This is a genomic window from Arthrobacter sp. 10T425, from assembly GCF_056393985.1.
Genome location: NZ_JBFTGZ010000004.1, coordinates 262,750 through 284,795 on the forward strand (window position 1 = coordinate 262,750; position 22,046 = coordinate 284,795).

Genomic DNA, 22,046 nt, shown 5'->3' on the forward strand with positions numbered 1-22,046 from the left:
CGCGTCGTCTTCGGTCAGCACGCAGGCCCGTCACGTGTGCGTCGGGTCGACCCCAGGGTCGACGGCGGTAAGCAGCCCGGGCCTCAGACGTTGGCTGATTTCCCCCAAGGGCCGATCTGGTCCAGGGTGTATCCGTCCGGGTATGCCACGACGTTCATCCTTCCCGGCACAAATATGGGCTCGGTCGGCAAGGGACGCAACCTGGCCTTGAGGGAGCGGAACCGCAACACCGCGTTGAACGGTACGCGCAGCACTGCCGGGGCAGGTTTCAGGCCCAGGGCAAGAGCGACCTGGGGTTTGTCCATCATCAGCGCCAGGATGGTCGGGGTGAACCGGCGAAGCAGGGCGGGGATACGGCTGGCGAAGGCCGCGACGGTCGCATTGAACAGCATCGAGCCCTCGGGGCTCGGGCCCATGTTCCGGTCCTCGTATTCGTCCAGGAACCGTTCCGCCTCCGCGAAGGTGGCCGGGATACCCTCGAGCCCCATCTGCCGGCCCAGTTCGGCGTAGAAATCCGTGGCGGCCCGCTTCTCCAACTCCGTCAGCCGGCGCCAGCCGTGACGTTCGGTCCAGCGCAGCGGCAGGACAAGCAAGGTCATGAGGACGTAGACGAAGTCGTCCGGGGTGCCGGGCACCCCGTTGTGGACCCGGCGGAGCAGTTTGATCATGGCCTGGCTGCGTTCGTGCTCGAACCCGTTGGCGATGATCTCGTGGAGTACGATGCCGGTGTCGTAGGAGCGCTTCATCGGCCGGGATTTCATCTCTCCGGTCGCCGCCAGGGTCCTCGCTGTGGAGGGGATGGCGAAGTTGCGGTAATAGGCGACGAAGAAGCCCGAATGGATTTCAGTCTTGAAATCGAAGAGGACCATGTTCCGGTAGATCCCGTACATGTCCGTACCGCTCGGGCGTGTTCGGCGGGTCGGGTGCGTGAGGAGTTGCATGGCGGCTTTCTGTAGCTGTCGCAGGCTATGCCGGGGCGGGGGAGTTATGGAGCTTTGCTTCAACGGAGAGCAGGTAGCTGCGCTCCTCCGCGGTCAGGAAGGTCGCCGAAGTGCCCGCAGCAAGTTCAGCGTCCCGGATTTCGACAACCATCCGGTGCAGCCTGTCCTGTACCGGTGCCTGGGGGTCGGCCTCAAGGGTCCGGTCAAGCGACGTGCTCTTCAGCGCCTTGGACCAGATGGCCTCGACGCGTGCGAGGGTTTCGGTGTTCCGGCGGTGCAGGTTTTTGCGGGCAGCCCTGCCGGCAACCGCCGGGATCGTGAGCCCGGCGCCGGCCAGGACGGTCGCAACCAGTTCCAGCTGATGGTACGGGAAGCCAGGCCTGACCAGTACGGCCAGGAATGTCAGGTGCCGGGCCAACAGGGACAGACACATCTCGGCCATCACCAGGAAGCCCATGATGCAGCCGGCGCCCAGCATGGAGAAACCGACGCGGAACGGGCGGCTCATCCGCGGGACGTAGCGGAAGCAGATCACGGCAATTTCCGCGCTCATCGAACAGATGAAGAGGGTGAGCATCAGTGAGAACAGGAGAGCCGGGAAACGGTCCTCGTAGATGCCCCAGGCGGTGGTCGTGACGGTGGGTCCTGTGAGGAGGAAGAACGCGGTCTGCAGGCTCAGCGTGAGCGTCAAAGGCAGTGTCCGTGTCCACCAGGTCCGGCGGCCGCCGGCTTCCGGGGCGATGGCGGCGTATGCGGCGAGGCGCAGATACCAGAGAGAGATAATCATCAGGGAGTTCAGGACCAGTTTGACCAGGTTCATGCCGCCCAGGGCCGTATCGACGGGGACGTAGACAATCGGGGACATGAGCAAAGAGCCCACGCCTCCGTACACGGCACAGGAGAACACCAGGTCGCTCCGGCTGCGAAGCAGGGCGGGAATGCGGGCCCCGGCCAACAGGAACAGTGCCGCGGCCATGAGGAACTGCATCATCCGAAGACCGCCCCGAAGTTGCCCGGCTCCGCGTCCGGCTGCTGGTAGGAGCGGCGGATGCGGGCGGCAAGCCGGTCGGCAAGGAGTTCGGCCGTTACCTCGAGCTCGTCGGCGAAGTCGGTGCGTTTCAGGGCCGAGACGACGCGCTCCGGGTCGAGGTCCGGGAAGAAGACCTGGGCGTAGTCGTGCGAGAGGACTTCCTGCTCGTGGCGGAGGATCATGTGGGCGAACTCGTGCAGGACGATCTGCTGGCGGTGCACCTCTGACGCCGACTTGGCGTGGAGGATGAGGTCCAGGCCGTCCAGGCCGAACCACAGGCCACAGACCTTGTCGGTGGGGGTGCTGTCGATCGGCTTGATGACAATTGGACGCCCGCTCGCGGTCTCCAGGTGGCTCTGGATGGAACGCATGGAGACCGGCTCCTGCAGCCGCAGGCCTTCTTCCGCAGTCCGGGCCCGCGCTCGGGCGACGCTGTAGTCCATGGCGCTGATCCTTGGGATGGTCCGATAGGGGGCCGGAGTCCCTCCGACTCCAAGGAGGAGCGTATCAGCCCTGTTCAGAGGCCTTTCCGGCACCCGGCGTGTCGGAAGAAGTGACGTTCGTCTCCGCCAGCTGCTCGTCGATGAGGTCCCGGATCTGAAGGAGCGTCTCGGGTGACAGGCCGCCGAGTTGCCGGGCAGCGAAATTGCGGACCTTGTTGGCCCGCATGCTGGCCAGGAGGTCCAGCTGGGCTTCGACTTTCCGGGGCAGTTCGTCCTGGTCGTGCAGCAGGTAGTCGCGGTTCACGCCGAAAAACTTTGCGAGGTTCTGCAGGAGCTCGGTCTTCTTCACCTCGGGCCCGGACCCGGTGCGCATGTAGTGCCAGCGGGCGCGGGAGATCGGGGTGCCGGCCGTCTTCATGGCGGCGCTGACGTCGTTGAAGGTGATCTTATTCCCGGCGGCTTCCGAGGAATCCAGGAGAAGGTTCAGCTTCCTTGCGAGTGCCGCGCCCGGCCTGGAATCGACTGACGCGTCGTTCATCGCGCGGCTCCTTTTCTGCGGTCGAAGGGTGGATCCAGAAGACAATATCATCCGATTGGACATGTCCAATAATTTTGCATTACCCTCTGAAAACAGAATTGGACATGTCTATTTCTGCATCGGGGGGTACCGGGCCACGCCTCCGGTAACGCCTCCATAGTGGAGGCACGCAGCCTAAGGGTTGCCCGTCAGGGGAGCCACGCTCCGGCTGACGCCACGACGGCCGCATTCCTGCAGGAGCTTTTGGGGGGCCGGCAGGGATGCGGTCTTTTGGTTGGCCCGGCCGCGGCGGCTCAGCACCCTTGTACCGGCAAGCGCACAGCGGCTCAGCGGGTCGTTAGTCCTTGGACTTCCGGCCTCGGGCCCGTCGAGCTGCCCAAACCACGAAGACGACGATGAACGCGACGGGCAACAGCACCAGCGGGTTCCAGCCTCTAACTGTCATTTGTCATCCCTCGATCTGCTTGCAAGTCTCTTGCGCAGACTCTACGCCGGCGGCCACGGGGCGAGAACGCTGCGCGGCCATCCTCTGGCGGGCACGTCCGGTGGGCTCCGGGCCGGGGCAGCGGGTATTGGTATTCAGCGGCAGCGGGGGCGAAGCCGCGGCCCGTCGGCGGGGAAGCAGAAAAAAACCCCTGGAATCCGTGGATTCCAGGGGTTTTCCCTTGTGCGCGGAGGGGGACTTGAACCCCCACCCCCTTTCGAGGACTAGCACCTCAAGCTAGCGCGTCTGCCATTCCGCCACCCGCGCAGGTGGTAATTCCGAGTTCGTTTCGCCTTTCAGCGTTTTGCTTTTCTCGGAAGCAGCGAGAAAGACTCTAGCACGACTTTTCCGGAAACAAATAATCGGGGTCCGCGGGGGTGGTGTGGGTAGGCTGAAGCAAGCAATTGAGCCACCCGCCACGAGGAGCCGCTATGACTGACACCCGGACCGAAACCAGGCCAGAGGATGAGGTCGTCAGGATCTGCCAGGAGCTGATCCGGATCGACACGTCCAACTACGGCGACGGCTCCGGCCCCGGTGAACGCGCGGCCGCCGAATACACCGCCGGGCTCATGGCCGAAGTCGGGCTGGACGCCGAAATCTTCGAGGCAGCCCCCGGCCGCGCCAGCGTGGTCACCCGGCTGGCGGGGGAGGACCCCTCCGCCAGCGCACTGGTGGTCCACGGCCACCTGGACGTCGTCCCGGCCCTGCGCGAACAGTGGTCGGTTGACCCCTTCGGCGCCGAACTGAAGGACGGCCTGATCTGGGGACGCGGCGCCGTGGACATGAAGGACATGGACGCCATGATCCTGTCCGTGCTGCGCAACTTCGCCCGCACGGGGCGCAAACCCAAGCGCGACCTCATCTTCGCGTTCTTCGCCGACGAGGAAGCCGGCGGCACCTACGGCGCCCGCTACGCCGTCGAGAAGCGGCCCGAACTCTTTAAGGGCGCCACGGAGGCGATCTCCGAAGTCGGCGGCTTCTCCGCCACCATCGGCGGCCAGCGCACCTATCTGCTCCAGACGGCGGAAAAGGGCCTCTCCTGGCTCCGCCTGGTGGCCCACGGCCGCGCGGGCCACGGCTCCCAGATCAACACCGACAACGCCGTGACCAGGCTTGCCGGCGCGGTATCCCGGATTGGTGCCTATAACTGGCCGATCGAGCTCACGCCGACCACGCGGCAGTTCCTCGACGGCGTTACCGAACTCACCGGGGTCGAATTCGATCCCGACGATCCGGAGAAGATCCTCAAGGAACTCGGCACGGTGGCCCGCTTTGTCGGCGCCACACTGCAGAACACCACCAACCCCACCCTGCTCAAAGGCGGCTACAAGCACAACGTCATTCCGGAATCGGCCGAGGCCCTCATCGACTGCCGGACCCTGCCCGGGCAGGAACAGCAGGTGCTGGAAATCGTGCGCGAACTCGCCGGCACCGGAGTGGACATCAGCTACGTGCACAACGACGTCTCGCTGGAGGTGCCGTTCGCCGGCAACCTCGTCGATTCGATGATCGATGCCCTGCATTCCGAGGATCCGGGCGCCAAGGTGCTGCCGTACACGCTCTCCGGCGGGACCGACAACAAGTCCCTGAGCCGGCTCGGCATCACCGGCTATGGCTTCGCCCCGTTGATGCTGCCGGACGAGCTCGACTTCACCGGCATGTTCCACGGCGTCGACGAACGGGTCCCGGCGGATTCCCTGAAATTCGGCGCACGGGTGCTGGACACCCTGCTCACCAACTACTGAGCGGACACCGCCTGCCATGACGCCCGAGGACATCCTGAGTGGTCCGCTGCTGGAACGGATCCGCGGCCGCGCCGCCGGCTACGACCGCGACAACGCCTTCTTCCACGAGGACCTCGCGGATCTCACGGCGGCCGGCTACCTGAAAATTTTCGTCCCGGTGATCGACGGCGGACTCGGACTCGGGCTTGCGGAAGCGGCGCAGCTGCAACGCCGGCTGGCGACCGCGGCGCCGGCCACGGCGCTGGCCGTCAACATGCACCTGGTGTGGACCGGCGTCGCCCACGTCCTTGCCGCCCGCGGTGACTCCTCGCTGGATTTCATCCTCCACGAGGCGGCACAGGGTGAGGTCTTCGCCTTCGGCAATTCGGAGGCAGGCAACGACTCCGTGCTGTTCGATTCCCGCACGGAGGCCGTCCCGCTGCCCGGCGGCGGCTACAGCTTCACGGGCCGCAAGATCTTCACCAGCCTGTCACCGGCGTGGACCCGTCTGGGCATCTTCGGGAAGGACGCCAACGCCGCGGACGGCGCCGGAGAACTGGTCCACGGGTTCATCACCCGGGAAACCCCCGGCTACGAGATTTTGCCCGACTGGGACACGCTCGGCATGCGGGCCAGCCAGTCCAACACGACCCTCCTGGAGGGCGCCGTCGTCCCGGCCGGACGGATTTTCCGGAAACTGCCGGTGGGCCCAAACGCCGACCCCCTGATCTTCGCGATCTTCGCCTGCTTCGAGACGCTCCTCGCCGCGGTGTACACCGGAATCGGCGAACGGGCCCTCACGCTCGGGGTGGAAGCGGTGCAGCGCCGGACATCGTTCAAGAACGGCGGCCGCAGCTACGCCCAGGACCCGGACATCCGCTGGAAGGTGGCGGAGGCGGCGATGGCCATGGATGCGCTCTACCCGCAGCTGTCCTCCGTAGCGGCCGACGTCGACGCCCTCGCGGACCACGGCAGCCAATGGTTCCCCCGGCTCGTGGGGCTCAAGGTCCGGGCCACGGAGACGGCGCGCACCGTGGTGGACCTCGCCATCCGGGTATCCGGCGGCTCCAGCTACTTCCGCGGCTCCGAGCTGGAGCGGCTGTACCGGGACGTGCTCGCCGGCATGTTCCACCCATCAGATGACGAGTCGGCGCACAATACCGTGGCGAACGCCTGGCTGGGCCCGCTGGAGACACCCTAGAGGGCCCAGGACTCCCCGTGGCGTTCGTGGCTGCCGATACCGGCCGATGCGCGGCCGGGATCCGTGTGCGGCCTAGACGGTGCGCTGGACCTGGATGACTTTCCGGCGCAGCCAGAAACGCCGCCCGCCGCCCACGTAGAGGCGGCTGCGTTCCAGTTCCCATTTGCCGTACTCGGAATGCTCCACGAGCCGGCGGCGGGCCTCGGGGAGCGAATCCTCAGGACCGACCGTCAGAACGAGGTACTCGTACTGCTTGACATAGTCCCGTTCCCGCCGGACCGAGCTGCTCAGAAAATGTTCTTTCATTGCTCTCCATTTTCGTCTTTTTCCGACTAACGTGAAGTCATGAGCATCGATCCGCGTGTCGCGCTTCAGTCCCTGACCTCTGCACTGGAAGAACACCTGGCGGCGGCCTCCGCCCGCAGAAGTGACGGGGATCCCGCGGTCGAGGCGGCGTTCTTCGCCGTTGCCGATGCCTTTGAAGTCTACGACGACGCCCTGTATGAGGCGTATGGGGAAGTGACACCGCTCGAAGTGATCGACGGCGACGAAGACGGCGACGAAGACGGCGACGAAGACGATGTCGACGACGAAGAGGACCTCGAGATCCTCGAGAATTCGGAGAACTAGGGGGACCTGCGGATCTCCGCGGCCTCAGCCGGGGTCGGACACGTCTTCGAGCGCCTGCGCGATCTCCGGCGGCAGCGGCGCGAGCGCCGAATCCAGGATCTCCTTGAGCTGAACCGGTGTCCGGGGGCCGACGACGGCGGTTGCCACCCCCTGTTGGGACAACAGCCAGCTCAGCGACACGTCCAGGGCAGTCCGGCCGAGCCCCTTCGCCGCCATGGCGACGGCTTCCACCACGCTGGACGCCCGTCCCTCGAGATAGGGTTCCACGTACGTCGCCAACCGCTGGTTGGCGGCCCGGGAATCAGCCGGGATGTGGCCGCGGTATTTGCCGCTCAGGACGCCGCGTCCCATCGGAGCCCAGGCCATCAGGCCCAGCCCCGCGTCCTCGATGGCCGGAATGAGTTCAATCTCCGCGTTGCGCTGCAGGAGCGAGTATTCGGACTGGTTGGCCACGAGGGGGAAGCCCGCGATTGCGGCGGCCTTTGCAGTCTGCCAGCCGTTGAAATTGGAGACACCGGCGTAACGCGCCCGGCCGGACCGCACCGCATGGTCCAGCGCTGACAGGGTTTCCTCCAGCGGAACATTCGGATCCCACGCGTGCGCGAACCAGAGATCCACGTAATCGGTTCCCATCCGGGCCAGGCTCGCGTCCAGCCCGGAGAGCATCCCGTTGCGGGAGGTGTCGACGCTGCGGCGCCCGTCCGCCGTCGTCAGTCCGGCCTTCGTGGAGATCACCACTTCGGAGCGCGCCACGACGTCGCCCAGTATTCCGCCGAGCATCGCCTCGGCCTGCCCGTCGGCGTAGGACGCCGCCGTATCGATCAGGGTTCCGCCGGCATCGACGAAGGAGCGCACCAGGGCGGCGGCATCCTGTTCCTCGGTTTCCCTGGCCCAGGACATGGTGCCGAGGGATAGGGCGGACACGCGCAACCCACTGTTGCCGACATAACGCTGCTGCATGTCAGCTAGCTTACGGGGTCGGGCTGCTTCGTAACGTAGGGTCTATAAACGTGAACTGGATACAAGCGGCTCTGTTGGGCCTGGTACAGGGGCTGACCGAGTTCCTCCCGATTTCCTCGAGCGCCCATCTGCGGATTGTCGGCGCCTTCCTCCCGGAAGCGTCCGATCCCGGCGCCGCCTTCACGGCCATCACGCAGCTGGGCACCGAGACGGCGGTGATCGTCTATTTCTGGCGCGACATCCTGCGGATCATCCGTGCCTGGGCCGGTTCGCTGACCGGCAAAGTGTCCCGGCGGGACCCGGATGCGCGCATGGGCTGGCTGGTGATCCTGGGCAGCATCCCGATCATCGTCCTGGGCCTGCTGTTCCAGGACCAGATCGAATCGGTACTCCGCAGCCTGTGGGGCGTCGCGACCATGCTGATTATCTTCGGCATGGTCCTCGCGGTGGCCGACACCATCGGCCGGCAGGACCGTGAACTGACGCAGCTGACCTACAAACATGGGCTCTATTACGGACTGGCGCAGGCCCTGGCCCTTTTCCCCGGTGTGTCCCGCTCCGGCGGCACGATCAGCGCCGGGCTCCTGATGGGTTACACCCGTGAGGCGGCGGCCCGCTACTCCTTCCTGCTGGCAATCCCTGCCGTTTTCGGCAGCGGCCTGTACCAGCTGTACAAGGTGGTCTCCAAGGAAGGCATCACCGGCCCGTACGGTCTCCCGGAAACCGCCCTGGCCACCGTGATCGCCTTCATTGTGGGTTACGTCATCATCGGCTGGTTCCTGAAATACGTCTCCACCCGCGGCTACCGGCTCTTCGTCTGGTACCGGATCATCCTGGGAATGTCCCTGTTCCTGCTGCTCGGTTTCAATGTCATCAGTGCCTAGCACTAGGCTTGGTCTGTGAAATCTTGGACCTCCCGCCCTGTTGCCCAGCTCCCCGGCAGCATGCCCGCCCTGAGCCTCTTCGATACCGCCAAGGGCGGAATTGTGACCCTGGAGGCCACGGGTGAGCAGTCCATGTATGTCTGCGGCATCACCCCTTATGACGCCACGCACATGGGCCACGCGGCCAGCTATGTCGCCTTCGACCTCCTCAACCGCGCGTGGCGGGACGGCGGCCAGCACGTCGCCTACGTCCAGAACGTGACCGACGTCGACGATCCCCTCCTGGAGCGCGCCACGGCCACAGGCGTCGACTGGCGCGACCTCGCCGCGAGCCAAATCGAGCTGTTCCAGACCGACATGGAGGCCCTGAACGTCCTCGCCCCGGACCACTACATCGGTGCCGTTGAGGCCGTTCCCCTGATCGTTCCCGCCATCGAGCGCCTGCTGCGCAACGGACTCGCGTACCGCGTCCCCGGCGCCGGCGGCGAGCCCGACGGCGACGTCTACTACGACGTCGAAGCCGCCGGGAAGCACTCGACGGACGACGTCGACGCCTGGACCCTGGGATCCATTTCCGGACTCTCCGACGCCGAAATGCTGGAACTCTTCGCCGAACGCGGCGGCGACCCTGGCCGGGCCGGGAAGCGCCAGGCGCTGGATCCGCTGCTCTGGCGGGTTGCCCGCGAGGGCGAGCCCAGCTGGCCCGGTGGCGAACTGGGGGAGGGCCGGCCCGGCTGGCACGTCGAATGCACCGTGATCGCCCAGGAGTACCTGCCCAAGCCGTTTACCGTCCAGGGCGGCGGCTCGGACCTTATTTTCCCGCACCACGAAATGGGCGCCGGCCACGCGTACTCGCTGGCGGGCGTGCCGCTGGCCCGCCACTTCGCGCACGCGGGCATGGTGGGCCTCGACGGGGAGAAGATGAGCAAGTCCAAGGGCAATCTTGTCCTGGTTTCCAGGCTCCGGGCTGACGGGGAAGAACCTGCCGCGATCCGCCTCGCGATCCTGGCCCACCACTACCGCACGGACTGGTCCTGGACCGCCGCCGGATTCGCCGAGGCCAAAGACCGGCTCCGCACCTGGCGCGAGGCCCTCGCCGTGGCGCCGGAAGGCTCCGCCGCGGCCCTGCTTGGCAGGCTGCGGACCGAACTGGCCAACGACCTGAACGCGCCCGGCGCACTCGCCGCTGTCGATGCCTGGGCCAAGACCGCCCTGGCAGCCCCGGGGGAGGCCTCGGCCACGGACGCCGCGCTGGTGAGCGACGCCGTCAACGCCCTGCTCGGCGTCGAACTCTAACCGGTTTTCGGTCGGCCCGGAGGAAGATCCCAAAACCCAGCGGCCGTCTCCACGGTGGCTGCGTCGGCCGGTCAGGACGAAGCGGCTTCGATGATCTTCTCGTCGCCCTCGTTCACGGCTTTGACGACGGCGTCGTAGTCACCACTGTCGACAGCCTTGCTGACCTTCTTGGTGGCCTTGCTGATCGCCTTGTCGACGCGGTCGAGGTAGAGGTCATCGACGATGGCAACGATCGCCGAGGAGCCCGGCGGCAGAAACTCCTCCGCGTTGACGCCGATGGACTTCTCCTCGTGCCGCTTCCTGATGGCACCCACACCGGCGCCGATCCCGGCACCGATCACGCCGGACAGCAGCAGTGGCGGAGCGAACAGTCCGACCACCAGCCCGCCGACTGCGCCGGCCTTGGTGCCCCCGGCGACCAGTCCGCCGCCGTGCTCCTTGACCTCGGTCTTGCCCGAGGAGTCACGCGACAGGACGACGGCAGCCGCGACGGCCGCGTCGTCCAAGCCCTTGATCGCCTTGAAATCCTCTGCCGCCGAGCCCTCGTCGGCGTACGACGACACGAACAAGATGTAGTTGTGATCTGTCATGGTGTGCCCTCCACTCGGTGTTGGCCGGCGTCGCGGCCAGGTCCAACTCTCGCCGCGACAGGCGGCCGCCGGCAGGGTCATAAGACTCTGGTCCGGGGGAAGACCCCCATAGGGGAAGTGCGCGGGAAAGGTGGGAGGGGGAAGGGGGAGGGAAACGCGGGACGCGGGCTAGGGCTTGTCCTTGCCCCGGCGCTTGAGGTAGCGCTCAAATTCGCGGGCTATCGATTCACCGCTGGCCTCCGGAAGGTCGGCGGTGTCCTTGGCCTCCTCCAGCTGGCGCACATACGCCGCAATTTCCGGATCCTCTGTAGCGAGCTCGTCCACGCCGCGTTCCCACGCGTCGGCCTCCTCCACGAGTTCCGTGGTGTCCAGCGGGACCTGGAGCAGCTCTTCGACCCGGTGCAGCAGGGCCAGCTGCGCCTTCGGCGACGGGGCCTGGGCTACATAGTGCGGCACGGCCGCCCAGAGCGACACGGTCGGGAGCCCGGCCAGCAGGGCCACCTCGCCGAGCACGCCCACAATCCCTACCGGGCCCTCGTACTGCGAGGCCTCCAGGTCCATCCGCTCACGCAGGGCGGCGTCGTCCGTGGAGGTGCTGACCGGAATGGGCCGGCTGTGCGGCACGTCAGCCAGCAGCGCACCGACCAGGATGACGTAGTCGACATGCAGCGCCTCGGCATGTACCAGCAGTTCGGCGGTGTAGGCACGCCACTTGTAGGACGGCTCGGTGCCCTGGACGAAGATGGCGTCCACATTCGAGTCGGGGACGCTGGCCTTGAAGATCCGCGTGGACGGCCACTTGATCTTCCGCTCACCGGCCGCTGTCCGCCGGATCGTGGGCCGGGTGAACTGGAAGTCGTAGTACTCGTCGGCGTCGATCGCCCCGACCTTCTTGCCGCCCCAGAGCTTGTTCAGGTAGCGCAGGGCATCGCTGGCGGCCTCTCCGGCGTCGTTCCAGCCTTCGAAGGCCGCGAGCATGACGGTGATGCGCCGGCCCTCGGGGACTGGCTGCAGCAGCCGCTCCGGCTCGGAGACGGCGCCTGGTTCGGTGGGGTCTGCCTCGAAGCTGTTCATGCCATCACCCTACGTCCAAGAACCCGCCGCGCGCAGGCAATCGCGCGCCAAGGAACCGCAATTTCCGCCCGAAATCCCAGGGTCAGGCGCGCGGAATTCGCCGTAGGCGTAGCGCGGGCGCCCGGCCGCGGGCTTCCCCGTAGACTGGAAGGCATGCGATCCTCAGCTTCCCGGCCCCTCCTTAAAGCAGCGCTCTGGGACATGGATGGCACCATTGTCGACACCGAGCCCTACTGGATCGCAGCCGAACACGCACTCGTCGAAGCCCACGGCGGACAATGGTCCCACGAACAGGCCATGCAGCTCGTGGGACAGTCCCTGATGTTTTCCGCGGGAATCCTGCAGGAAGCCGGCGTGGCCCTGGAACGGCGCGAGATCATCGACACCCTCACGGGCCACGTGATCAGCCAGGTCCGGAGCTCCATTCCCTGGCGGCCCGGGGCCCGCGAACTGCTCGACGAACTCTACAACGCCGGCGTCCGTTGCGCCCTTGTCACCATGTCCGAGGCCCCGCTGGCCCGGGAGATCGTTGCGAGCCTGCCCGCGCCCTACTTCGAGTTCCTCGTCACGGGAGACACTGTGACCCAGGGCAAGCCGCACCCGGAGGCTTACCTCACGGCCGTTGAGCTCCTGCAGCAGCAGGATCCCGAGCTCGGCCTGCACCACTGCGTGGCCCTGGAAGATTCCGTGCCGGGTGTCGCCGCCGCCGTGGCCTCCGGCGTCGTCACGGTCGCCATCCCGCACATCCTGCCCCTCCCGCACGATCCCCGCCGCGCCACCTGGAACACCCTGGAGGGCAGGACAGTCGCTGACCTGGAGGAGCTCGTGGCCCTGCGGCACGCCTTCCCGGACGCTACCTTCGGCGCCGCCGCGGACCCAACCGGCCACTTAAGCACGGTCTCGACTACGGTCTCGACCACACTCTCGACCGCGGGCCACGCCCGTGGCTGACACCGGCAGCCAGGGGCAACCCGGCAGGACTCCCGCGAACCGCCGGGAAGGGATCCCGCTGGGCCGGATCGCTGGCATTCCGGTATTTCTGGCGTATTCCTGGTTCATCATCGCGGCCTTCACGGTGATCGCCTACGGGCCGGTCCTGCAGAGCAACAATCCGCGCCTCGGCGTCACCGCTTTCTTCGTCGCCTTCGCCTACGCGCTGCTGCTCCTGATTTCCGTGCTGGCCCATGAACTCGCGCACGCGCTGACCGCGAAGCTGTTCCACTGGCCCACGGAGAAAATTGTCCTCAACCTCTGGGGCGGCCACACCCAGTTCCAGAGCTTCACGGCCTCACCCGGCCGCTCCGTCCTGGTGGCGATGGCCGGCCCGGCCGCGAACTTCGTCCTTGCCGGCGCAGCCTGGCTCCCGCTTGCGTACGGCAACCTGAACGGCGTGGCCGACATCCTGGCCAACATCTTCGTCTGGGCCAACCTGCTGATCGGCATCTTCAACGTCCTTCCCGGCCTTCCGCTGGACGGCGGCCGGCTGGTCGAATCCGCCGTGTGGAAAGCCACCGGCAGCCAGGAGAAGGGCACAATTGCGGCAGGCTGGGCGGGCCGGATCATCGTGATCGCCCTCGCCCTGTGGTTCATAGTCCTGCCGCTGGTCAGCGGCGCACGTCCGGATATTTCCTTCACCCTCATCACCGCCCTGGTGGGCAGCTTCCTGTGGATGGGGGCGTCGGCCGCGATCCAGCAGGCCCGCCTGCGGGGCCGGCTGCACCTCGTCGACGCCGCGGCCCTCGCCGAACCCGCCCTCGGCCTTCCGGAAACCGCCACGGTCGCGGACCTCCTGGACCGGGCGCCGGCAGGAAAGCCCGCCGTGGTGCTGTGCGACCGGGACGGCCGTCCCGTGGCCATCGTCGACGCCGGCGCCGCAGCCAGTGTGCCTGCCGGACTGGCCGCAGCGACCGCCCTGACCGCGGTCTCCTACCCCCTTGGCGCGGGCGCCTATGTCCCCGAATGGTCCAAGGGCCAGGAGCTCGTCCAGTACCTGGCCCAGCTCGAGGGCCAGGAGTACGCGGTGGTGAACCGCGAGGGCGCCGTCACCGGGCTGCTGCGCCAGTCCGCCGTCGTCCGGGCCATAACGGGCAAGTACCGGAACGAACGCCAGAACCAGGGGCAGAACCGGTAGAGTTACTGGGCGGTCGTGAATTTCCGGCCCCCACGCGCAAGGACCGGTGCCCGCCGGCATGTCCGCGGCCACACAGCTTTACAGGAGCGAGGAACATCTTCATGAGCAGCGACACCGCCGCAGGCACTAACACTGCCAACACCACCGCCGCCGCCGCAGGCACCGACACTCCCGCCGCCGGGGGCAGCACTGCCGCCAGCGCTAATGGTGCCACCGGCGCCGCGCGCCGCCGCGGACCCTTCCGCGAAGGCGAACGCGTCCAGCTCACGGACGAGCGCGGCCGCATGAACACGATCACCCTCGAAGTCGGCGGGGCCTTCCACACCCACCGGGGCTTCCTGAACCATGACGAGATCATCGGCAAGCCCGACGGCTCAGTGGTGGTCAACAACGTCGGACAGCAGTACCAGACGCTGCGTCCGCTGCTCTCGGACTTCGTGCTCTCGATGCCCCGCGGCGCGGCCGTCGTCTACCCCAAGGACGCCGGCCAGATCGTGACCATGGCGGACATCTTCCCGGGCGCACGCGTTGTCGAAGCCGGTGTCGGCTCGGGCGCCCTGTCCATCTCCCTGCTGCGCGCGGTGGGGGACAACGGCTACCTGCATTCCTTCGAACGCCGCCAGGAGTTCGCGGACATCGCCCGCGGCAACGTCGAGACCATCTTCGGCGGACCGCACCCGGCCTGGAAGATCTCCCTTGGCGACTTCCAGGAGGAAGTGGTGCGCACCGAGGAACCCGGCTCCGTGGACCGCGTGGTCCTGGACATGCTCGCGCCGTGGGAATGCCTCGACGCCGTCGCCACCGTCCTGGCCCCCGGCGGCGTGTGGATCAATTATGTCGCGACTGTGACGCAGCTTTCGCGGACAGCCGAAGCCATCCGCGCGGACGGACGCTTCACCGAACCCGACGCGTGGGAATCCATGGTCCGCGGCTGGCATCTCGAAGGCCTGGCCGTCCGCCCGGACCACCGCATGGTCGCCCACACGGGTTTCCTGCTGGTAACCCGCCGCCTCGCCGACGGCGTCACGGGCATTTCGGTAAAGCGCCGCCCCTCCAAGACCGACTTTAACGAAGAAGACGTCAACGCCTGGACCCCGGGCGCTGTGGGCGAGCGTGCGGTCTCGGACAAAAAGCTGCGCCGCGCCGCCCGCGACGCAATCGCCGGAACGAACGTCGTCGACGCCCCGGAGATAACGAACTAGGCAGCATATTTCGGATGTCTCCAGCGGCACCCGCCTTCTTAGGGCTATGGTCTTAACAGAAGAGCAGGAAGGGGCTGATGCACGATGGAGACTCCGAATACTGACCCGGGCCGCACACCGGCCGAGGACGCAGCGGATGCTGCCGCCCGCACGGATGCGGCCCGCGCCGCAGCCGGCGAGGGTGACCGGTATGCCGCCAATGAACTGTCCGTCGCCGAGCGGCAGGTCAACATCCTCCGGGACAAGCTCCGCCACATTGACCGCCAGCTCGCCGCCGCGACGCAGAACAACTCCAAACTGGTCAGCATGCTGGAAACGGCCAAGGCCGAGATCCTTCGGCTGAAAAACGCCCTCGACCAGGAGGGACAGCCGCCGTACAGCTTCGGCACCATCCTCCAGCTCAACCCCAAACGGCAGCCGACAGCCGGGAACAGCGGCCAGGCGGCCACGGAGGAATCCGTGGATATCTTCAACGCCGGCCGCAAGATGCGGGTTGGGATCAGCCCGCTGGTCAACATCAGCCAGCTCGCCGTCGGGCAGGAAGTCCTGCTCAACGAGGCCCTGATGGTGGTCGCCGGACTCGGCTACGAGCGGGCCGGGGACCTCGTCACGCTCAAGGAAATGCTGGGGCCTGACCGTGCGCTGGTGGTGGGCCGCGCCGACGAGGAGCGGGTCATCCGGCTCTCCGGTGCCCTGCTCGCCCAGCGGCTCCGGGTCGGCGACGCGCTCTCGATTGATTCCCGGACCGGGTACGCGCTGGAAAAGATCCCGCGCTCGGAAGTGGAGAACCTCGTGCTCGAGGAAGTCCCGGACATCACCTACCAGGACATCGGCGGACTGGGCCCGCAGATCGAACAGATCCGCGACGCCGTCGAACTGCCCTTCCTGCACCCGGACCTGTACCGGGAGCACGGGCTGAAGGCGCCCAAGGGCATCCTGCTGTACGGCCCGCCCGGCTGCGGCAAGACCCTGATCGCCAAGGCCGTGGCCAACTCGCTGGCCGCCCGGGCCGCCGAGCGCGCCGGCAAGACGGACATGAAGAGCTACTTCCTGAACATCAAGGGACCCGAGCTGCTCGATAAGTACGTCGGCGAGACCGAACGCCACATCCGCCTGATCTTCGCGCGCGCCCGGGAAAAGGCGTCCGAGGGCAGCCCGGTGGTGGTGTTCTTCGACGAAATGGACTCGCTGTTCCGCACCCGTGGCACCGGCATTTCCTCCGACGTCGAAACCACCATCGTCCCGCAGCTCCTCAGCGAGATCGACGGCGTCGAACGGCTGGACAACGTGATCGTGATCGGCGCCTCGAACCGGGAAGACATGATCGATCCGGCGATCCTGCGCCCGGGCCGGCTGGACGTGAAGGTGAAGATCCAGCGCCCCGACGCCGAGGCCGCGGCCGACATCTTCAACAAGTACATCACCACGGACCTGCCCTTCCACGAGTCCGACCTCGGCGAGCACAACGGCGACGTGCAGGCGACCGTGGACGCCATGGTCCAGCGCACCGTCGAGGCGATGTACTCCACCGAGAAGTCCAACGAATACCTCGAGGTCACCTACGCCAACGGCGACACCGAAATGCTCTACTTCAAGGACTTCAACTCCGGCGCCGTGGTGCAGAACGTCGTGGACCGGGCCAAGAAGTACGCCATCAAGGACCTGTTGACCATCGGCCAGAAGGGCCTTCGGATCGACCACCTGCTCCGGGCGGTCGTGGACGAGTTCCGTGAACACGAGGACATGCCCAACACCACCAACCCGGACGATTGGGCACGCATCTCCGGCAAGAAGGGCGAGCGCATCACGTACATCCGCACCATCGTCCAGGGCAAGGCCGGCCAGGAGCCCGGGAAGTCCATCGAGACGATGCCCAGCACAGGCCAGTACCTGTGACGGCTGTTGTCCCCGGCAAGCCCGCCGACACCGCGGGCGGGCTGCCGGTCGGCGGGGCGATGCGGGTCATGGGATCGGAGACCGAATACGGCATCCACGCGCCCTCGGCCCCGGGAGCCAACGCCACGATGATGTCAGCCCGGGTCATTCAGGCGTACGCGCAGGTGACCCGGCAGCGGGCCGCCGGCGGCGCCGAGACCCGGTGGGACTACACGGACGAGGAACCGCTGCACGACGCCCGCGGCTGGACCTTGGAGCGCAGCAGCGCGGACCCGGAACAACTCACCGACCAGCCTCCCGTCCTCGACGCCGAGGCGATCGCCCTCGCCTACGGGCGGCAGGAACTCGAGGCCGACGGCGAGGACGAGTCCGGCACGCTGCTGATGAACATGGTGCTGGGCAACGGCGCACGGTTGTACGTGGACCACGCCCACCCGGAGTATTCCAGCCCCGAGGTGACCAACCCCCGCGCCGCCGTCACGTGGGACGCCGCCGGCGACCTCGTGGCACTGGCCGCGGTCCGGCGCCTCGCTGCGGATCCCGAACTGCCGCCCATCAACCTGTACAAGAACAACACGGACAACAAGTCGGTCTCCTACGGCTCGCACGAGAACTACCTGATGCCCCGCTCGGTGCCGTTCGGCGAAATCGTGCGCGGCCTCACACCGTTTTTCGTCACCCGGCAGATCATTTGCGGTGCCGGACGGGTGGGCCTCGGGCAGGACAGCGCCCGGGCCGGCTACCAGATCAGCCAGCGCGCTGACTTCTTCGAAACCGAAGTGGGCCTGGAAACCACCATCCGCCGCCCCATCATCAACACCCGGGACGAGCCCCACGCCACCGCGGACAAATACCGCAGGCTGCACGTCATCATCGGCGACGCCAACCTCAGCCAGGCCTCCAACTTCCTCAAGTTCGGCACCACCGCGATGGTCCTGAGCCTGATCGAGGCCGGGCTGGCGCCGCGGATCGAAGTTCATGAGCCCGTCGCCGCGCTGCAGGCCGTCAGCCACGACACCTCGCTCACCGGGTTGCTGCGCCTGGGCGACGGCCGGCGGATCAGCGCCCTGGACCTCCAGTGGATCTATTTCGAGGCCGCCTCCAAGCACGCGCAGGACACCGGCGTCGCGGACGCCGTGGACGGTGACGGCCACACCCACGAGGTCCTGGAGCGGTGGTCCGCCACGCTGAGCGAACTCGGCGGTGACCGGGCGGCGGCCGCATCCTCAGTCGAGTGGCTCGCCAAACTGTCCCTGCTCGAGGGCTACCGCCAGCGTGACGGCCTGGGCTGGGACAACGCACGGCTGGGCCTCGTGGATCTGCAGTGGGCCGACATCCGCCCCGAAAAAGGGCTCTACTACCGGCTGCTGGCGCGCGACCGGATGCACCGAATCGTCGACGACGCCGCGATTGCCCGTGCGGTGACCGAACCGCCGTCGGACACGCGGGCGTACTTCCGCGGGCGCTGCGTCAGCAGGTTCGGTGCAGACCTCGCGGGGGCCAGCTGGGACTCGGTGATCTTCGATGTCCCCGGCCGAGGCAGGCTCCAGCGGGTCCCTACCCGCGAGCCGCTGCGCGGGACCGAAGCCCTCACCGGCGGCCTGTTTGCCCGGCACCGGGAGGCCGGGACGTTCCTGGCGGAACTGCTCGGGCTCAGCCCCGGTTCCTGAAAACAAAGCCCCCCGCGGGCGCCCCGGGCGTGGCACTATTGCTACAGGATGTCCCTTAGGAGAAAAGGGACGGACATGAAGGAGAAAACAATGGCAGGCCAGGAGCAGCAGCAGCCGCAGTCGCGGGACACCGAGGTTGACGAGGACGTCCCCGCCGCGCCGCCGGCCCCGGCGGACGCCCAGGCGTCGGCAGCCACCCAGGGCGTCGATGATCTCCTCGATGAGATCGACGGCGTGCTGGAGTCCAACGCCGAGGAGTTCGTCCGCGCATTCGTCCAAAAGGGCGGCCAATAGGAGCGCCGCCGGCCGCCGGATGAGGGCGGCGGGAGGGGCTAAGAGCCGGAAGAGTCGTTGATCCACCACGTTGAGGGAGAGCGTTAGTGCAGGAAACAACAGCCAACCGAGTAGCAGCCAACGCGACGTCCTCATTCACCGAGCATCTGCAGCGCGAACGGCCCGATTTGATGCCCTTCGGCCAAGTGCCTTTCAACCAGTTGCCTGCCGGCGGGCCGGGAGCACCGCTGCAGGCCCCGCACGGGACGACGATCGTGGCGATGACCTATGCCGGGGGAGTGCTGATGGCCGGGGACCGCCGCGCCACCATGGGCAACGTGATCGCGAGCCGGCACATCGAGAAGGTCTTTCCCGCCGACCAGTATTCAGTGCTGGGCATTGCCGGGACCGCCGGCATCGCCCTGGACATCACCAGGCTGTTTCAGGTTGAACTCGAACACTACGAGAAGATCGAGGGCACGCTCCTGAGCCTGGACGGCAAGGCGAACCGGCTCGGCGCCATGGTCCGCGGCAACCTGCCCATGGCCATGCAGGGCCTCGCCGTCGTGCCCCTGTTCGCAGGATTCGACCGGCCCGCAGGTTTCGGCCGGCTCTTCTCCTACGACGTCACCGGCGGCCGCTACGAGGAACAGGAGCACCACGCGGTGGGATCCGGCTCGATGTTCGCCCGCGGCGCGCTGAAGAAACTCTGGCGTCCCGGCCTCTCGGAGCAGGACGCCGTGGCGGTCGCCGTCGAGGCCCTGTACGACGCCGCCGACGACGACTCCGCCACCGGCGGCCCGGACCCCGTCCGGCAGCTATGGCCGGTGGTGTACATCGTGAACCGGACAGGTGCCTTCCGGGTACCGGACCGCGACCTTGCCGCCGTGGCCGGCCGCGTCATCGAATCCCGCACCGTCGCCCAGCGGGAGGCCTGAGATGACCCAGCAGTTCTATGTATCTCCCGAACAACTGATGAAGGACCGTGCGGACTTCGCACGGAAGGGCATCGCCCGCGGACGTTCGGTGGTGGTCATCAGTTGCCGGGACGGGATCGCCCTCGTGGCGGAGAACGCGTCCCCGTCGCTGCACAAGATCGGCGAGATCTACGACAAAATCGCGTTCGCGGCCGTCGGGAAGTACAACGAGTTTGAGAGCCTGCGGCAAGCCGGGGTGCGGTATGCCGATGTCCGGGGCTATTCCTACGACCGCGAGGACGTCACGGCCCGCGGCCTCGCCAGCGTCTACGCACAGAGCCTCGGCGCGGTGTTTACGGCCGAACAGAAACCCTTCGAGGTCGAACTGGCCGTGGCCGAAGTCGGTCAGGCCCAGGAGGCGGACCATCTGTACCGGCTGACCTTTGACGGGTCCATCGCCGACGAGCACGGCTTTATTGTGATGGGCGGCCAGGCGGACAAGGTCTCCGAGGCTGTCGCGGCGGGCTGGCAGGGCGAACTCGACTTCGCGGGCGCCATCCGGCTGGCCCTCGCCGGGCTCGTGGCGGACAAGGAAACCACCACCCTGCCCGTATCCGCACTGGAAGTTGCGGTACTGGACCGGGGATCGGAAAGCGGCCGCGGCACCCGCCGGGCGTTCCGCCGGCTTGAGGACCCGGACATCGTGGCATTGCTGGCTGAGGAGAAGTGAGATGGACAAGCGCATATTCGGCATCGAAACCGAATTCGGAATTTCCTATTCAAGCCCGGAGTCCCGGCCGCTGGCACCGGAGGAAGTAGCCCGCTACCTCTTCCGCAAGGTGGTCAGCTGGGGACGGTCCTCCAACGTCTTCCTGACCAACGGCTCGCGCCTTTACCTGGACGTCGGGTCGCACCCGGAATACGCCACCGCCGAGTGCGACGACCTCGCCCAGCTGATCGCCCATGACCGTGCCGGGGAACTGATCCTGTGCGACCTCGTGGACGAAGCCCAGGAACGGCTGGCGGCGGAGGGATTCAACGGCACCGTATACCTGTTCAAGAACAACACGGATTCGGCCGGGAACTCCTACGGCAGCCACGAAAACTACCTCATCCCGCGGCGCGGGGAATTTTCCCGGCTCGCGGAAATCCTCATCCCGTTCCTCGTGACCCGCCAGCTGATCGCCGGGGCCGGCAAGATCCTCAAGACCCCGCACGGGGCGACCTTCGCGTTCTCCCAGCGGGCCGACCACATCTGGGAAGGCGTCTCCTCTGCCACCACCCGCTCCAGGCCCATCATCAACACCCGGGACGAGCCCCACGCGGACGCCGAGTTCTACCGGCGCCTGCACGTGATCGTGGGCGACTCCAACATGTCCGAAACGACGGCGCTGCTCAAAATCGGCACGGTGGACCTGATCCTGCGGATGATCGAGGCCGGGGTGATCATGCGCGACATGCGGATGGAGAACCCGATCCGCAGCATCCGGGAAATCTCCCACGACCTCAGCGGCCGGGCACTGGTCCGGCTCGCCAACGGCCGGCAGCTCACGGCCCTGGAAATCCAGCGCGAATACCTGGGCAAGGTGACCGCGTTCGTGGCCGAACACGGCGCGCACAACCCCCACGTGCCGCTGATCCTGGACCTCTGGGAGCGCACGCTGGACGCCATCGAAAGCGGCGACACGAGCACGATCGATACCGAAGTGGACTGGGCCATCAAGAAAAAGCTCATGGACAACTACCGGGAACGGCACGGGCTGGGCCTTGACGCTCCCAGGATTGCGCAGCTGGACCTGACCTACCACGACATTTCCCGTGGCCGCGGGCTCTTCTACCTGCTCCAGGCCCGCGGGGCTGTGCGCCGGGTGGTGGACGACACCGCGGTCAAGGACGCGGTGGATGCCCCGCCGCAAACCACGCGCGCCAAACTCCGCGGCGACTTCGTCCGGCGCGCCCAGGAACTCGGCCGCGACTACACCGTGGACTGGGTCCATCTGAAGCTGAACGACCGCGCCCACCAGACCATCCTGTGCAAGGATCCCTTCCGGAGCGTGGACGACCGGGTGGATGCGCTGCTGGACTCGATGGGCTGATACCCAGCTTCGCACGTTATTCTGGGGTAGGGCCGCCCTGCGGCCGCCGCTTTCTTTGCCACG

The 22,046-nt window shown here is 67.0% G+C and carries 22 protein-coding genes and 1 tRNA gene; 14 read left to right on the forward strand and 9 right to left on the reverse strand.

Annotated elements, in window-relative coordinates:
• Positions 1 to 83: 83 nt before the first annotated feature.
• The 5 genes from AC1DDH_RS07000 to AC1DDH_RS07020 all read right to left on the reverse strand — a co-directional run bounded on the left by AC1DDH_RS07000 (position 84) and on the right by AC1DDH_RS07020 (position 3,703).
• Positions 84 to 941 (reverse strand): oxygenase MpaB family protein, encoded by an 858-nt coding sequence (locus AC1DDH_RS07000; protein WP_476955122.1) that lies wholly within the window; start codon positions 939 to 941, stop codon positions 84 to 86.
• Positions 942 to 966: 25 nt separating this feature from the next.
• Positions 967 to 1,932: a hypothetical protein gene (locus AC1DDH_RS07005; RefSeq protein WP_476855884.1), complete on the reverse strand. Its 966-nt coding sequence runs from the start codon at positions 1,930 to 1,932 to the stop codon at positions 967 to 969.
• Positions 1,929 to 2,414 carry a hypothetical protein gene (locus AC1DDH_RS07010; RefSeq protein ID WP_476955123.1) on the reverse strand — a complete coding sequence of 162 codons (486 nt, stop codon included), beginning with the start codon at positions 2,412 to 2,414 and terminating at the stop codon, positions 1,929 to 1,931. The genes AC1DDH_RS07005 and AC1DDH_RS07010 overlap by 4 nt, the downstream gene beginning before the upstream one ends.
• A gap of 64 nt (positions 2,415 to 2,478) precedes the next feature.
• Positions 2,479 to 2,952: a hypothetical protein gene (locus AC1DDH_RS07015; RefSeq protein ID WP_476955124.1), complete on the reverse strand. Its 474-nt coding sequence runs from the start codon at positions 2,950 to 2,952 to the stop codon at positions 2,479 to 2,481.
• Positions 2,953 to 3,620: 668 nt separating this feature from the next.
• A tRNA-Leu gene (locus AC1DDH_RS07020) sits at positions 3,621 to 3,703 on the reverse strand.
• 164 nt (positions 3,704 to 3,867) lie between these two features.
• Between AC1DDH_RS07020 and AC1DDH_RS07025 the strand changes: the two genes are divergently transcribed.
• Both AC1DDH_RS07025 and AC1DDH_RS07030 read left to right on the forward strand, forming a co-directional pair.
• Positions 3,868 to 5,184, forward strand: coding sequence for a M20/M25/M40 family metallo-hydrolase (locus tag AC1DDH_RS07025; RefSeq protein WP_476955125.1), 1,317 nt, complete (start codon positions 3,868 to 3,870; stop codon positions 5,182 to 5,184).
• A gap of 16 nt (positions 5,185 to 5,200) precedes the next feature.
• The gene (locus tag AC1DDH_RS07030; protein ID WP_476955126.1) at positions 5,201 to 6,364 is read left to right on the forward strand and encodes an acyl-CoA dehydrogenase family protein; all 1,164 of its coding nucleotides are present in this window, start codon (positions 5,201 to 5,203) and stop codon (positions 6,362 to 6,364) included.
• Between the two features lie 72 nt (positions 6,365 to 6,436).
• On the opposite strand, the gene AC1DDH_RS07035 is transcribed toward AC1DDH_RS07030, so the two are convergent.
• A complete protein-coding gene (locus AC1DDH_RS07035; protein WP_018772920.1) occupies positions 6,437 to 6,670 on the reverse strand; it encodes a DUF5703 family protein in 234 nt (77 codons plus the stop codon).
• A 39-nt stretch (positions 6,671 to 6,709) separates the two neighbouring features.
• Between AC1DDH_RS07035 and AC1DDH_RS07040 the strand changes: the two genes are divergently transcribed.
• Entirely contained in the window at positions 6,710 to 6,994 is a 285-nt protein-coding gene (locus AC1DDH_RS07040) for a hypothetical protein (protein ID WP_476955127.1), read from the forward strand.
• 24 nt (positions 6,995 to 7,018) lie between these two features.
• On the opposite strand, the gene AC1DDH_RS07045 is transcribed toward AC1DDH_RS07040, so the two are convergent.
• Positions 7,019 to 7,954: an aldo/keto reductase gene (locus AC1DDH_RS07045; protein WP_476955128.1), complete on the reverse strand. Its 936-nt coding sequence runs from the start codon at positions 7,952 to 7,954 to the stop codon at positions 7,019 to 7,021.
• Positions 7,955 to 8,004: 50 nt separating this feature from the next.
• On the opposite strand from AC1DDH_RS07045, the gene AC1DDH_RS07050 reads away from it, so the two are divergent.
• Together AC1DDH_RS07050 and mshC are read left to right on the forward strand one after the other, a co-directional pair.
• The gene (locus tag AC1DDH_RS07050) at positions 8,005 to 8,838 is read left to right on the forward strand and encodes an undecaprenyl-diphosphate phosphatase (protein WP_476855881.1); all 834 of its coding nucleotides are present in this window, start codon (positions 8,005 to 8,007) and stop codon (positions 8,836 to 8,838) included.
• Positions 8,839 to 8,853: 15 nt separating this feature from the next.
• The gene (gene mshC, locus AC1DDH_RS07055) at positions 8,854 to 10,134 is read left to right on the forward strand and encodes a cysteine--1-D-myo-inosityl 2-amino-2-deoxy-alpha-D-glucopyranoside ligase (protein ID WP_476955129.1); all 1,281 of its coding nucleotides are present in this window, start codon (positions 8,854 to 8,856) and stop codon (positions 10,132 to 10,134) included.
• A gap of 71 nt (positions 10,135 to 10,205) precedes the next feature.
• Here the strand turns inward: mshC and AC1DDH_RS07060 are convergent, their stop codons facing one another.
• Together AC1DDH_RS07060 and AC1DDH_RS07065 are read right to left on the reverse strand one after the other, a co-directional pair.
• Positions 10,206 to 10,724 (reverse strand): DUF1269 domain-containing protein, encoded by a 519-nt coding sequence (locus tag AC1DDH_RS07060; protein WP_476931012.1) that lies wholly within the window; start codon positions 10,722 to 10,724, stop codon positions 10,206 to 10,208.
• Positions 10,725 to 10,892: 168 nt separating this feature from the next.
• Positions 10,893 to 11,798, reverse strand: coding sequence for a PAC2 family protein (locus tag AC1DDH_RS07065; RefSeq protein WP_476850918.1), 906 nt, complete (start codon positions 11,796 to 11,798; stop codon positions 10,893 to 10,895).
• A 153-nt stretch (positions 11,799 to 11,951) separates the two neighbouring features.
• Here AC1DDH_RS07065 and AC1DDH_RS07070 point away from each other — a divergent pair, with 153 nt between their 5' ends.
• The 9 genes from AC1DDH_RS07070 to pafA all read left to right on the forward strand — a co-directional run bounded on the left by AC1DDH_RS07070 (position 11,952) and on the right by pafA (position 21,983).
• Positions 11,952 to 12,749 (forward strand): HAD family hydrolase, encoded by a 798-nt coding sequence (locus tag AC1DDH_RS07070; protein ID WP_476955130.1) that lies wholly within the window; start codon positions 11,952 to 11,954, stop codon positions 12,747 to 12,749.
• Positions 12,742 to 13,929, forward strand: coding sequence for a site-2 protease family protein (locus tag AC1DDH_RS07075; protein ID WP_476955131.1), 1,188 nt, complete (start codon positions 12,742 to 12,744; stop codon positions 13,927 to 13,929). The genes AC1DDH_RS07070 and AC1DDH_RS07075 overlap by 8 nt, the downstream gene beginning before the upstream one ends.
• A 101-nt stretch (positions 13,930 to 14,030) precedes the next feature.
• Complete coding sequence (locus tag AC1DDH_RS07080) at positions 14,031 to 15,131, forward strand: tRNA (adenine-N1)-methyltransferase (RefSeq protein ID WP_476955132.1); 1,101 nt, start codon at positions 14,031 to 14,033, stop codon at positions 15,129 to 15,131.
• 84 nt (positions 15,132 to 15,215) lie between these two features.
• A complete protein-coding gene (gene arc / locus AC1DDH_RS07085; protein ID WP_459384756.1) occupies positions 15,216 to 17,027 on the forward strand; it encodes a proteasome ATPase in 1,812 nt (603 codons plus the stop codon).
• Positions 17,024 to 18,697 (forward strand): depupylase/deamidase Dop, encoded by a 1,674-nt coding sequence (dop, locus tag AC1DDH_RS07090; protein ID WP_476850914.1) that lies wholly within the window; start codon positions 17,024 to 17,026, stop codon positions 18,695 to 18,697. Before arc ends, dop begins: the two co-directional genes overlap by 4 nt.
• A 90-nt stretch (positions 18,698 to 18,787) precedes the next feature.
• The gene (locus tag AC1DDH_RS07095; RefSeq protein WP_026266331.1) at positions 18,788 to 18,991 is read left to right on the forward strand and encodes a ubiquitin-like protein Pup; all 204 of its coding nucleotides are present in this window, start codon (positions 18,788 to 18,790) and stop codon (positions 18,989 to 18,991) included.
• Positions 18,992 to 19,077: 86 nt separating this feature from the next.
• The gene (prcB, locus tag AC1DDH_RS07100) at positions 19,078 to 19,908 is read left to right on the forward strand and encodes a proteasome subunit beta (RefSeq protein ID WP_476955133.1); all 831 of its coding nucleotides are present in this window, start codon (positions 19,078 to 19,080) and stop codon (positions 19,906 to 19,908) included.
• A gap of 1 nt (position 19,909) precedes the next feature.
• A complete protein-coding gene (gene prcA / locus AC1DDH_RS07105) occupies positions 19,910 to 20,617 on the forward strand; it encodes a proteasome subunit alpha (protein WP_028275580.1) in 708 nt (235 codons plus the stop codon).
• Between the two features lies 1 nt (position 20,618).
• On the forward strand, positions 20,619 to 21,983 hold the full coding sequence (gene pafA, locus AC1DDH_RS07110) for a Pup--protein ligase (RefSeq protein ID WP_026538699.1): 1,365 nt from the start codon (positions 20,619 to 20,621) through the stop codon (positions 21,981 to 21,983).
• Positions 21,984 to 22,046 lie beyond the last annotated feature (63 nt).

What these genes read in the sequence shown, in the direction of transcription:
- AC1DDH_RS07000 (WP_476955122.1), bottom strand. Translation starts at nt 941, where the DNA reads ATGCAACTCCTCACGCACCCGACCCGCCGAACACGCCCGAGCGGTACG.
- AC1DDH_RS07005 (WP_476855884.1), bottom strand. Translation starts at nt 1,932, where the DNA reads ATGATGCAGTTCCTCATGGCCGCGGCACTGTTCCTGTTGGCCGGGGCC.
- AC1DDH_RS07010 (WP_476955123.1), bottom strand. Translation starts at nt 2,414, where the DNA reads ATGGACTACAGCGTCGCCCGAGCGCGGGCCCGGACTGCGGAAGAAGGC.
- AC1DDH_RS07015 (WP_476955124.1), bottom strand. Translation starts at nt 2,952, where the DNA reads ATGAACGACGCGTCAGTCGATTCCAGGCCGGGCGCGGCACTCGCAAGG.
- AC1DDH_RS07025 (WP_476955125.1), top strand. Translation starts at nt 3,868, where the DNA reads ATGACTGACACCCGGACCGAAACCAGGCCAGAGGATGAGGTCGTCAGG.
- AC1DDH_RS07030 (WP_476955126.1), top strand. Translation starts at nt 5,201, where the DNA reads ATGACGCCCGAGGACATCCTGAGTGGTCCGCTGCTGGAACGGATCCGC.
- AC1DDH_RS07035 (WP_018772920.1), bottom strand. Translation starts at nt 6,670, where the DNA reads ATGAAAGAACATTTTCTGAGCAGCTCGGTCCGGCGGGAACGGGACTAT.
- AC1DDH_RS07040 (WP_476955127.1), top strand. Translation starts at nt 6,710, where the DNA reads ATGAGCATCGATCCGCGTGTCGCGCTTCAGTCCCTGACCTCTGCACTG.
- AC1DDH_RS07045 (WP_476955128.1), bottom strand. Translation starts at nt 7,954, where the DNA reads ATGCAGCAGCGTTATGTCGGCAACAGTGGGTTGCGCGTGTCCGCCCTA.
- AC1DDH_RS07060 (WP_476931012.1), bottom strand. Translation starts at nt 10,724, where the DNA reads ATGACAGATCACAACTACATCTTGTTCGTGTCGTCGTACGCCGACGAG.
- AC1DDH_RS07065 (WP_476850918.1), bottom strand. Translation starts at nt 11,798, where the DNA reads ATGAACAGCTTCGAGGCAGACCCCACCGAACCAGGCGCCGTCTCCGAG.
- AC1DDH_RS07070 (WP_476955130.1), top strand. Translation starts at nt 11,952, where the DNA reads ATGCGATCCTCAGCTTCCCGGCCCCTCCTTAAAGCAGCGCTCTGGGAC.
- AC1DDH_RS07080 (WP_476955132.1), top strand. Translation starts at nt 14,031, where the DNA reads ATGAGCAGCGACACCGCCGCAGGCACTAACACTGCCAACACCACCGCC.
- arc (WP_459384756.1), top strand. Translation starts at nt 15,216, where the DNA reads ATGGAGACTCCGAATACTGACCCGGGCCGCACACCGGCCGAGGACGCA.
- AC1DDH_RS07095 (WP_026266331.1), top strand. Translation starts at nt 18,788, where the DNA reads ATGGCAGGCCAGGAGCAGCAGCAGCCGCAGTCGCGGGACACCGAGGTT.
- prcA (WP_028275580.1), top strand. Translation starts at nt 19,910, where the DNA reads ATGACCCAGCAGTTCTATGTATCTCCCGAACAACTGATGAAGGACCGT.
- pafA (WP_026538699.1), top strand. Translation starts at nt 20,619, where the DNA reads ATGGACAAGCGCATATTCGGCATCGAAACCGAATTCGGAATTTCCTAT.